Origin of the sequence: Janthinobacterium sp. GMG1, assembly GCF_034427795.1 — a bacterium.
In the GTDB taxonomy this organism is placed as follows: domain Bacteria; phylum Pseudomonadota; class Gammaproteobacteria; order Burkholderiales; family Burkholderiaceae_D; genus Janthinobacterium.
Genome location: NZ_JAXQNT010000016.1, coordinates 43,345 through 54,499, shown reverse-complemented (window position 1 = coordinate 54,499; position 11,155 = coordinate 43,345). Strand labels below are relative to the sequence as shown.

General features: G+C 61.6%; 9 protein-coding genes. 2 read left to right on the top strand and 7 right to left on the bottom strand.

All coding sequences use genetic code 11. The annotated features are described in order from the left end of the window. The first annotated feature begins 80 nt into the window (after positions 1-80). Positions 81-3,851, top strand: a complete 3,771-nt coding sequence (metH, locus tag SJI03_RS27265) for a methionine synthase (RefSeq protein ID WP_416208794.1) — start codon at positions 81-83, stop codon at positions 3,849-3,851. Positions 3,852-3,963: 112 nt separating this feature from the next. Next, positions 3,964-4,335, top strand: coding sequence for an SPW repeat protein (locus tag SJI03_RS27260; RefSeq protein ID WP_322429274.1), 372 nt, complete (start codon positions 3,964-3,966; stop codon positions 4,333-4,335). 111 nt (positions 4,336-4,446) lie between these two features. Here SJI03_RS27260 and SJI03_RS27255 read toward each other — a convergent pair whose 3' ends face one another. From SJI03_RS27255 to SJI03_RS27225, 7 genes are all read right to left on the bottom strand, one after another. Next, a complete protein-coding gene (locus SJI03_RS27255) occupies positions 4,447-5,727 on the bottom strand; it encodes an EAL and HDOD domain-containing protein (protein ID WP_035824533.1) in 1,281 nt (426 codons plus the stop codon). A 137-nt stretch (positions 5,728-5,864) separates the two neighbouring features. Then, the gene (locus SJI03_RS27250) at positions 5,865-6,644 is read right to left on the bottom strand and encodes a class II glutamine amidotransferase (RefSeq protein WP_322429273.1); all 780 of its coding nucleotides are present in this window, start codon (positions 6,642-6,644) and stop codon (positions 5,865-5,867) included. 77 nt (positions 6,645-6,721) lie between these two features. Next, the gene (locus tag SJI03_RS27245) at positions 6,722-6,979 is read right to left on the bottom strand and encodes a DUF3567 domain-containing protein (protein ID WP_034749313.1); all 258 of its coding nucleotides are present in this window, start codon (positions 6,977-6,979) and stop codon (positions 6,722-6,724) included. A 153-nt stretch (positions 6,980-7,132) separates the two neighbouring features. After that, positions 7,133-7,534: a GTPase gene (locus SJI03_RS27240; protein ID WP_322429272.1), complete on the bottom strand. Its 402-nt coding sequence runs from the start codon at positions 7,532-7,534 to the stop codon at positions 7,133-7,135. Next, positions 7,531-8,250 (bottom strand): response regulator, encoded by a 720-nt coding sequence (locus SJI03_RS27235; RefSeq protein ID WP_034784724.1) that lies wholly within the window; start codon positions 8,248-8,250, stop codon positions 7,531-7,533. Before SJI03_RS27235 ends, SJI03_RS27240 begins: the two co-directional genes overlap by 4 nt. A gap of 98 nt (positions 8,251-8,348) precedes the next feature. Beyond that, positions 8,349-10,646: a sensor histidine kinase gene (locus tag SJI03_RS27230; RefSeq protein ID WP_099379971.1), complete on the bottom strand. Its 2,298-nt coding sequence runs from the start codon at positions 10,644-10,646 to the stop codon at positions 8,349-8,351. After that, positions 10,646-11,152: a DUF4390 domain-containing protein gene (locus SJI03_RS27225; RefSeq protein WP_233516302.1), complete on the bottom strand. Its 507-nt coding sequence runs from the start codon at positions 11,150-11,152 to the stop codon at positions 10,646-10,648. Before SJI03_RS27225 ends, SJI03_RS27230 begins: the two co-directional genes overlap by 1 nt. Between the last annotated feature and the right edge of the window lie 3 nt (positions 11,153-11,155).

The window sequence follows — 11,155 nt, the reverse complement described above, 5'->3', positions numbered from 1 at the left end:
GCCTCTTGCCTGTCTTGTCGCCGCGCCGCCGCCCGTCTGCCTATTGAAAGCATGAAATGAACGATACCGTGATCCCCGCCATGTCCCCGACCGAAGCCACCTTGCGCGCCATTCTTGCGCGACGGATCATGATTCTCGACGGCGCGATGGGCACGATCATCCAGCAATACAAGCTCGACGAAGAAGCGTACCGTGGCGGCCCCGCCGGCCGCTTCATCGATTTCACCGCGCCGGCCGACAGTGGCGCGCGCGAACTGTTCGTCAAGGGCAATAACGAGCTGCTGACCCTGACGCAGCCGCACATCATCCAGGAAATCCACGAGCGCTACCTGGCGGCCGGCGCCGACCTGATCGAAACGAATACCTTCGGCGCCACGACCATCGCGCAAGACGATTACCACATGGCCCACCTGGCCTATGAAATGAATGTCCAGGCGGCAAAACTGGCGCGCGCCGCCTGCGACAAGTATTCCACCCCGGACAAGCCGCGCTTCGTCGCCGGCGCCCTCGGGCCCACGCCGAAGACGGCATCGATCTCGCCGGACGTGAACGACCCGGCCGCGCGCAACGTCAGTTTCGACCAGCTGGTGGCCGCCTACCTGCAGCAGACGCAGGGCCTGGTGGAGGGCGGCGCCGACGTGCTGCTGGTGGAAACCATCTTCGATACCCTCAACTGCAAGGCGGCCCTGTTCGCCATCGACCTGTTCTACGAGCAAAACCCGACCGTCGTGCGCCTGCCCTTGATGATTTCCGGCACCGTCACGGACGCGTCGGGACGCATCCTGTCGGGCCAGACCGTGCCCGCCTTCTGGAATTCCGTGCGCCACGCGAAACCGCTGACCATCGGCCTGAACTGCGCGCTGGGCGCCGCCCTGATGCGTCCGTACGCGGAAGAGCTGGCCAAGATCGCCGACACTTTCGTCTGCATCTACCCGAACGCGGGCTTGCCCAATCCCATGAGCGACACGGGCTTTGACGAGTTGCCAGCCGACACGTCCGCCCTGCTGCGCGAATTTGCCGATGCGGGCTTTTTGAACATGGCGGGCGGCTGCTGCGGCACCACGCCCGAGCACATCGCCGCCATCGGCGAGTTGCTGTCGAAAAACACGCCGCGCACCGTGCCGGCCCCATCGCACGACTTGCGTCTGGCGGGCCTGGAACCGTTCGTCGTCAATGACGAGTCGCTGTTCGTCAACGTAGGCGAGCGCACCAACGTCACGGGTTCGAAAGCGTTCGCGCGCATGATTCTCAACGAGCAATACGACGAGGCACTGTCCGTGGCGCGCCAGCAAGTGGAAAACGGCGCGCAGGTGATCGATATCAACATGGATGAAGCGATGCTCGATTCGCTGGCCGCCATGACGCGCTTTTTGAACCTGATCGCCTCGGAACCCGATATTTCGCGCGTGCCCATCATGGTCGACTCGTCGAAATGGTCGGTCATCGAAGCGGGCCTGAAATGCGTGCAGGGCAAGGCCATCGTCAACTCGATTTCCATGAAGGAAGGCGAAGAGGAATTCCTGCGCCAGGCAAAACTGTGCCGCCGCTATGGCGCGGCCGTGATCGTCATGGCCTTCGATGAGAAGGGCCAGGCCGATACCTTCGAGCGCAAGATCGAGATTTGCGCGCGCGCGTATCACCTGCTGATCGATGCGCTGGACTTCCCGCCGGAAGACATCATTTTCGACCCGAACATCTTTGCCGTGGCTACCGGCATCGAAGAGCACAATAATTACGCCGTCGACTTCATCAACGCCACGCGCTGGATCAAGGAAAACTTGCCGTACGCGAAGATCTCGGGCGGCGTGTCGAACGTGTCGTTCAGTTTCCGCGGCAACGATCCCGCCCGCGAAGCCATCCACACGGTCTTCCTGTACCACGCCATCAAGGCCGGCATGACCATGGGCATCGTCAACGCCGGCATGGTGGGCGTGTACGACAACCTGGACCCGGAATTGCGCGAGCGCGTGGAAGACGTGGTGTTGAACCGCCGCGAAGACTCGACCGAACGCATGATCGAATTTGCCGGCACCCTGAAGGCGGGCGGCAAGGCCGAAGCGCAAACCCTGGCCTGGCGCGAAGGCACGGTGCAGGCGCGCCTGTCGCACGCGCTGGTGCACGGCATTACGCAATTCATCGTGGAAGACACGGAAGAAGCGCGCCAGGAACTGTTGCACAATGGCGGGCGCCCGATCCACGTGATCGAAGGCCCCTTGATGGCGGGCATGGACGTGGTCGGCGACCTGTTTGGGCAGGGCAAGATGTTTTTGCCGCAAGTGGTGAAATCGGCGCGCGTGATGAAACAGGCCGTGGCCCACTTGATTCCGTTTATCGAGGAAGAAAAGCTGCTGGAAGAAAAGCGCACGGGTATCGTCGCCAAGCCGAAAGGCAAGATCATCATGGCGACCGTCAAAGGCGACGTGCATGACATCGGCAAGAACATCGTCACCGTCGTTCTGCAGTGCAATAACTTCGAAGTGGTGAACATGGGCGTGATGGTGCCGTGCTCGGAAATCCTCGCCCGCGCCAAGGTGGAAAACGCCGACATCATCGGTCTTTCTGGCCTGATCACGCCGTCCCTGGAAGAAATGGCGTATGTCGCCAAGGAAATGCAGCGCGACGAACATTTCCGCATGCTCAAGATTCCCCTGCTGATCGGCGGCGCCACCACCAGCCGCGCCCACACGGCAGTGAAAATCGCGCATAACTACGAAGGCCCCGTCATCTACGTGCCGGACGCCTCGCGTTCCGTGTCCGTGGCGCAGTCGCTGTTGACGCCCGAGCAGCGCGACAAGTACGTGGAAGACATCGAACTCGACTACGCGCGCATCCGCGAACAGCACGCCAATAAAAAGGCGCTGCCCATCCTGCCGCTGGCGCAAGCCCGTGCCAACAAGATGGTCGTGCCTTTCGATGGCGCCTGCACGCCCGTGAAACCGAAGTTCATTGGCCGCCGCCTGTTTAAAAATGTCGACCTGGCCACCCTGGCCAACTATATCGACTGGGGCCCGTTCTTCCAGACCTGGGACCTGGCGGGCCCCTTCCCCGCCATTTTGACGGATGAAGTGGTGGGCGACGCGGCCACCAAGGTGTACGCGGAAGGCCAGGCCTTGCTGAAAAAACTCATCGACGGACGCTGGCTGACGGCCAATGGCGTCGTGTCCTTGCTGCCGGCCAACAGCGTCAATGACGACGATATCGAGGTGTACACGGACGATACGCGCAGTAACGTGGCATTCACCTACTACGGCATGCGCCAGCAGGGCGTGAAACCCGTGGTCGATGGCGTGCAGCGTCCGAACCAGTGCCTGGCCGACTTCATCGCACCGAAGGCATCGGGCGTGAAGGATTACATCGGCATGTTCGCCGTCACGTCCGGCCTCGGCATTGAGAAATACGAAAAACGCTTCGAGGATGCGCACGACGATTACTCGTCCATCATGCTCAAATCGCTGGCCGACCGCCTGGCCGAAGCATTCGCCGAATACCTGCACGAGCGCGTGCGCAAGGATTTGTGGGGCTATGTGCCGGACGAGCACCTGGGCAACGACGACATGATCGCCGAGAAATATGTCGGCATCCGCCCGGCGCCAGGCTACCCGGCCTGCCCCGAGCACACGGTCAAGAAACAGATGTTCGAGATCATGCAGGCCGAGGAAATCGGCATGCAGTTGACGGAATCGTACGCCATGTTCCCCGGCGCGGCCGTGTCCGGCTTCTATTTTGCCCACCCGGAGTCGAAATACTTCGTTGTCGGCAAGATCGGCATGGATCAGGTGGAAGACATGGCCAAGCGCCGTGGCGCCAATATCGAAGACGTGGAACGCTGGCTGGCGCCGAACCTGTCATAATATAAGCACAAGGCGCGCGGAACTTATCGCGCGCCGAAGCGCACTAACGCAGTATGCCGGCCGGCATGCTGCATGCCCGCTCCGGCCCGTTCCCAACTGGCAAGGAGGATATATGGCAACCAATTTCAAACTGAAACGCTGGCAGGATCAGGTGATCCTGTTGCTGGGCCTGTGGCTCGTCGTCTCGCCCTGGGCGTTTTCCTATCCCGAGGGTTCACCGCAGATGCTCAACGCCTTTGTCTCGGGCCTGGTGATCGCCGTGCTGGCTGCCTTCGACCTGTACAAGACCTATTTCTGGGCCGTCGTCGTCAACCTGCTGGTGGGCGTGTGGGTGGCGGCCTCGCCGTGGGTGCTGCGCATCGCCGAACAACGCGTCGTCCTGTGGAACGAGCTGCTCGTCGGTATCGCCGTCGTCGTGCTGGCCCTGTGGGAACTGCGCACCGACCCCGAGCTGCACAAGCACTGGCCCGGTGCGGCGGCGTAGCGGCGTAAAAAAGCCCTGCCACGGCGTCGCCGTGCAGGGCTTTTGAAGAACGCGCCAACAATATTGTCGGATTACGGCCCTTTGGGCCTCGGCGGCCCCACCTAATCCGACCTACAGCGCATACCTTACAACGTTATCGCTCCATTCATAGGCAGCCATTTCCAGCTCCACCAGGTCGTCCGGCGACATGGCCAGGTCGCGCAAGGTCGGTACGATCTCGCCTTCCATGTCTTCGATGCGCTCGATGCATTCGGCCAGGCGCAGCAGGTCGCCGTAGAAGCCTTCGCGCGACAGCAGCGCTTCAGCCACTTCGTCGATCACTTCGATCTGGCTGAGGATTTCCGACATCGGCACGCCGAACAGGGTATCCATCAGGGACATGATGCCGACCGTAAAGGCGATATCGGCCGAATGGGCGTGATTGGGGCGCAGTTTATGCGCCAGCAATTCCAGCAAACGGCCGCGCGTGGTGGCCAGCATCAGCAGCGGCGTCATGCTATGGCCGCGCTTGCTTGGTTCCGCATACAGCATGATTTGCAGCCAGCGCTGCAACTGGCGGCGGCCCAGCACGGTCACGGCCTGGCTCAGCGAATCGATGCGCTGGCGCGCGCCCACGGCGGGTGTATTGACCAGGCGCAACAGGTTCAAGGCCAGCGACACGTCGCGCTTGATGGCGCGCTCGATGTCCATATTGTCGGCGTCGGACGTCACCAGTGTCATCAGTTCCATGACGGCCAGTTGCGATGGCGACAGCTTCTTGCCCGTCATGATGGCGGGCTTGGCAAAGTAATAACCCTGGAAGTAATCGAAGCCCAGATCCAGGCCCGACTTGAATTCTTCGCGCGTCTCGACCTTTTCCGCCACCAGTTTCTTGTTTTCCTGCTTGAAACGGGGTGCCAGGGCTGCCAGCACTTTCGGATCGACCGTGCTCATGTCCATCTTGACGTATTGCACCAGCGGCAGCAGTTCCTGCACTTGCGCCGTGTCGGAGACGACGTTTTCCAGCGCAAAGGTGAAGCCATGGCCCACCAGTTCGCTGATGCGCGCGCGCACTTCCGGCGTGACGGGCATCGATTCGACGATTTCCAGCACGACTTTTTCACGCGGCAGGAACACGAAGATGTCGCTCATGATCACGTCGGCGTCGACGTTGACGAAACCGAGCGCGTCGCCGATGACCTTTTCCATGCCCAGCTGGGAAGCGTGGGCGATGACGGACGCCGTGGCGGACAGATCGCTGGTAATGTTGGCGGGACCGACCGGAGCGTTGCGGAATAGCAACTCATAGCCAAACAGGGCTTGATTGCGGTCAAGGATAGGTTGTCGCCCCAGATAGAACTCGCGCACGCGCAAGGGTTTCGGGGTGATGTCGTTGCTGGAAATATCGATCATTAACTCTTCATCAATCACGTCGAGTGACACCGGCCGCGCCGCGCCCGCATCAAGGTTCACTATTGACAATACTTTAGCTGAATTCCGCCCGCGCTGTGGGTATTTTGGCAGCAATCCAGTTTATTGTCGTCAACAAATTAGGCCGCTGGCATGTCTTGCACCATCCCGTCGACAAATAATTTCAATTCGCCCGGCGCAAACGCCGTCCATTGTTCATTCGTCGTCAGCGGCTGGGTAACGATCACGGCCACGCGGTCCTGGGGTGTCGTCACCTGGGAAAAGTCCACGCTCAGGTCTTCATCGGAGAGTTTAGCAGTTGGAAACGGATGTTGTCGCACCAGATAGTGCAAACTGGTCGAGCAATGGGCAAACAGCGCCTCGCCGCTCGACAGCATCATGTTGAAGGTGCCGTGGGCCGCGATGCTGGGCAACAACTCCGCCAGGGCGGCATGCAGTGGCGGCAAGGCCGGCGGGGCATCGCCAAAGCGCGCGTGCAGTTCCTGCAGCAGATAGCAGAAAGCCCGTTCGCTGTCCGTGCAGCCGACGGGACGGTAGCTGCCCGTCAGCACGGGATTGAAATCCTTCAAGTCGCCATTGTGGGCAAAGACCCAGTAGCGGCCCCACAGTTCGCGCACGAAGGGGTGGCAGTTTTCCAGCGCCACCTGGCCTTGCGTGGCCTTGCGGATATGCGCGATGACATTGCGCGACTTGATGGGGTAACGTTTGATCAGTTCGGCCACGGGCGAGGCGATGGCCGCCTGGTGGTCGACGAAATGGCGCACGCCGGCGCCTTCGAAAAAGGCGATGCCCCAGCCGTCATGGTGGGTATCGGTATGGCCGCCGCGCATGGCGAAGCCGGTAAAACTAAAGACAATGTCCGTGGGGACATTGCAATTCATTCCGAGAAGTTGGCACATGGTCTGTTTGCAGCTGGATAACACAACCACCATACCATGCCGTCAGACGGATTGGTATGGTGGCGATAGCCATCCGGTCAGTGCAACAGGACAGGCTGGCTCATGAGGGAATCATAGCTGCCCAAAAATTCATCGATCTCTTCCATGCTGGGTTCGCTGGCGATCAGCTCCGTGACGTCGCGGCGGAAGTTTTGCGCCAGGATGCCGGCGATAAACGTCTCGCGTTTGCCCCCCTTGTCGACGATTTCATAGCCGCCAAAACGCAGGGCTTCCAGGTCGCCGTCGACGCCGAATTCCACGACGCTGTATTGTTCGCTGTTATAGATCAGGTTCATTTTGCATCCTTCGCTCAAGCAGGAGAAGCTCCTGCGGTGTCAGAACAGAGGTGGGGTTCACACGGCGCCATTTCAAGCGGCCATGCCACCCTGCGGGCTACAGAGTTGTAACGAGATGCAAACTGCGACTGCGGTAAGTCGATCGAAAAATCGTCAGGCAACGACGATATCTGCTTGCAGCGCCAGCAAGGCATCGTAGGGACTGGCGGTGAGCCAGGTGCGCAATTGTTCGATGTGCGTGGCGTCGGCCAGGCTGATGAACAAGTGCGCGGGTGGATGGCGCAGCAGACGATTCAATGTTACACGCAATACGAGATTGCCGCTGCAGCACAGGCAACCGGGTGCGATGCGCAACAGTTGCAAGGGAAATGATGGAGAAGGGGAAACTTGCTCGGCCAGGTCGGCCAGGATGGCGTTGCCGTCAGCCAATCCTTCCAGGATGACAGCACTCGCTTGCTGCGGCCGCAAGGCTTGCGCGATGGCCGCCTCGCGCCCTGCGGCGCGTCCACCGTTGACCAGGGTCAGCGGCGTCGGACGCCGCACGGCTGCCGTCACAGGCTTTTCTTGGCCAGCTTGCCCGGTTCGACGCCCAGCTGTTTCAGCTTGCGGTACAAATGGGTGCGCTCGAGGCCCGTTTTTTCTGCCACGCGGGTCATGCTGCCGCCTTCGCGTCCCAGGTGGTGTTCGAAATACATGCGCTCGAACGCGTCGCGCGCCTCGCGCAGGGGCAAGTCGAACGACAGGTTGTAGCCATGGCCTTCGGCCACCGCCGGGACGGCGATGCCTGGGCGCACCATCAGCTGTTGCGGCGCGCTGCCGCCAAAGCTGGGCACGGGATGGCTGCTTTCCTCGGCCACCACGGGCGCCACGGGACGCGGCGCCACGCTCGGCGCGCGCACGGTTTCCTGTGCCCGCGTCAAGCCTTGCTGAACCGCTTTCAGCAGTTTTTGCAGGGCAATCGGTTTTTCCAGGAAGTTCATGGCGCCGATGCGCGTCGCCTCAACCGCCGTATCGATGGTGGCATGGCCCGACATCATGATCACGGGCATGGTCAGCAAGCCGTCGCGCTGCCATTCCTTGAGCAAGGTGACGCCATCGGTGTCGGGCATCCAGATATCCAGCAATACCAGATCCGGCGCACCGGCGGCACGCGCTTCGCGCGCCTGCTGCGCATTTTCGGCCAGCTGGATAGCATGTCCTTCGTCGCCCAAAATTTCCGAGAGCAACTCACGGATACCCATTTCATCATCCACTACGAGTATGTTTGCCATTCGTGTCTTGCCTTCCTCATTTCGCCGGCCGTCGCGCACAAGATGCACACGGCGGACAACTATGATTTTATTAGTGTTTTAAATACTAAACCAGACCCTCACGCCAGGAATTCCTGGGCAGGAGTGTCGGGAGCTAACTTTAACAGCAAAATGACCACCGAAGCGCCATTGCCGTCGACCCGGTTCTCGATATCGATGCGTCCGCCGTGTTCATCGATAATTTTCTTGACCATCGCCAGGCCCAATCCCGTGCCGCGCGCCTTCGACGTCACATAGGGCTCGAAGGCCCGCGCCAGGATTTTTGGCGCGAAACCAGGGCCATTGTCGCTGATGGCCAGCCGCACGGCGATATTCACGCCGCCGTCCGCACTGCGATAATGAATTGCTTCCGTCCTTACGTCAATCCGCGGATGCGGCGAGTCCGGCGGCAGGTCGGCCATGGCGTCCTGCGCGTTCTGCAGCAAGTTGTGGATCACCTGGCGCAACTGGGTCGGATCGCCCATCACCATCGGCAGGTTCGGCGCCAGCAGCGGATGGATGATGTCGCCATCGTCACCGCGCAGGTACAGGTTCAGTATCTCTTCGATCAGCTCGTTCAAGCGCAGCGGCGTGAGCACGGCCGGCGGCGTGCGCGCATAGTCGCGGAAATCGTCGACCATGCGCTTCATCGCATCGACCTGCTTGACGATGGTGGTGGTGGCGCGGCTGAGCAGGTCGGCGTCCGGCTGCTCCAGCTTGCCTTCGAGCTTCATCTGCAGGCGCTCGGCCGACAGCTGGATCGGCGTGAGCGGATTCTTGATTTCATGCGCCAGGCGGCGCGCCACCTCGCCCCAGGCGATCGAGCGCTGCGCGGAAATCACGTCGGAAATATCATCGAAGACGACGATATAGCCGCTGCCGGACTCCAGAGGCAGGCGCGAACCGCGCGCCAGCAAGGTGATGTCATGCTCGTCGGCACTGCTGCCCAGGCGGCGCGGAATCTCGATCTGCCGCTGCCAGTGCAGGCGCTGCTGGTTGCGGCCCGACGCCGATTGCGCGCTTTGCGCCGTGAAGGCACTGATGATGGCGCCGCCAAATTCTTCCATTCCAGCAATATTCGCCAGCGGCTGGCCCACCATGCTCATGCCCGAATGCTGCAGGATGCGCTCGACGGATTCATTGCAGGTCACCAGTTTAAAGTCGCCGTCGAGCACCATCACGCCGGCCGACATGTTCGCCAGCACCGATTCCAGGTGGGCCTTGGCGTTTTGCAAGGCGGCGCGGTTGCTTTCCACGGCCGTGCGCGCATCGAGCAACTGGCGCGTCATGATGTTGAACGACTGCGTCAGGGTGCCCAGTTCATCCTTGGTGGCAACGATGGGGCGCGGCGACAGGTCGCCCTCGGCCACGGCGCGCGTGCCTTCGGCCAGCAGCAGCAGGGGCTGGGCCAGGTTGCCCGCGATCAGGAAAGCGCTGCCGATGGCGCCGAAAATGGCCAGCAGCAAGGTCAGGGTGAGGATTTCCATGTACATCTTGCGCAAGCCCACGCGCGCGACGAAACGTTCCTTGTATTCGCTGTAGGCGGCGCGCAGCACTTCGCCATTCGTCGCCAGCTTGGGCGGCACGGATTGCAGCAGCTGCAAATAGCGGGGCGAAACGGACGGTCCCGGCACGGCCACCAGCACGCGCAGGCGCAGGCTGGCCGCCGTTTCCAGCGACGCCGGCAGGCCCGAGCGGAAACCGCCGCCGCCCGACTCCGTGCCATCGTCGTGCAACTCCAGTCCGCCCTCGGCGGAGGCATAGCCGGCCGGCAAGGCCGCCTGCACCAGCATGGCTGGGGTCGGCAAGTCGGCCGCGCTGTGCGGCCCGGCGCTGGCCAGCAGCACGCCGTCGCCGCTGACGATCATGACGTTTTGCATACCCTCTTCGCGCAGCAGGCTGGTCAGCACGGCCGGGCCGGCTACCGGGTCGGCGCCCAGTTCTTCGACGGCCTTGTGGCCCCGGTGGTCGAGCTCGACCAGGGCCGCATCGAGGCCGGCACGGCCCAGCTCAATCCCCGATTCCAGCGCCGCTTCGATCTTGACGTTGAACCACGATTCGATGGAGTGGGAGACAAATTGCACTGACACGAGGAAAATCACCAGGCCCGGCAGGATGCCGACGGCAGCGAACAACATCACCAGGCGCGTCATCAGCTTGGAGCCGAACTTGCCGCTCTTGTAGCGCGCGTACAGGCGCGCCAGGGAAATACCCACCAGCGCCAGCAGGGACACGGCGACGGCCGCGTTCAGGCCCAGCAGCCAGGTGTAGTAACGGTCGAAAAAGCCGGAATTATCGGAAGCCGACGCCAGCAGGAACAGCAGGATACTGACAATGCCGCCGCCCACCACCAGCAGATAGCGCAATGCTTGACTCACTACTCCGCCGTATACAAGAAGGTTTTTTTATTCGAAGCCAGGCGCCAGTCGCTGTTATTGAAGGCATTGACCTGTATCGGCTTGGGCAGGTAGTCGCGGTCCATGCCCATGCGCAAGGTGACGTTATACGTCTGTCCCACTTTCAGCTCGCCGCGCCGCGCTACCAGCCAGCGGCTGGGACGGCGAATCAGGAACAGCGCATCGTCGAGCGTGGGGAAGCTCTGCTGCAAGCCGACGCCCGACACATGATACTGGCGCGTGAGCACGTTGTAGGACAGCTTGCTGGTCTGGCGCGCCACGATGGCTTTTTCATCGAACCAGTACCAGCGGGGCCGGGTCAGTTCGATTTCCGTCGTGAAATACAGCGGCACGCCATGCTGTACGGCATCATCGAGGTCGTGATTGAGCTCGAAGGAATACGTGGCGGCCAGCTTGTAGCCCTCTTCGCTCGACTCGATATAGGCACGGGTGATGTCGACCATGTCGGCGGCGTGCGCGCGTGGCATGGC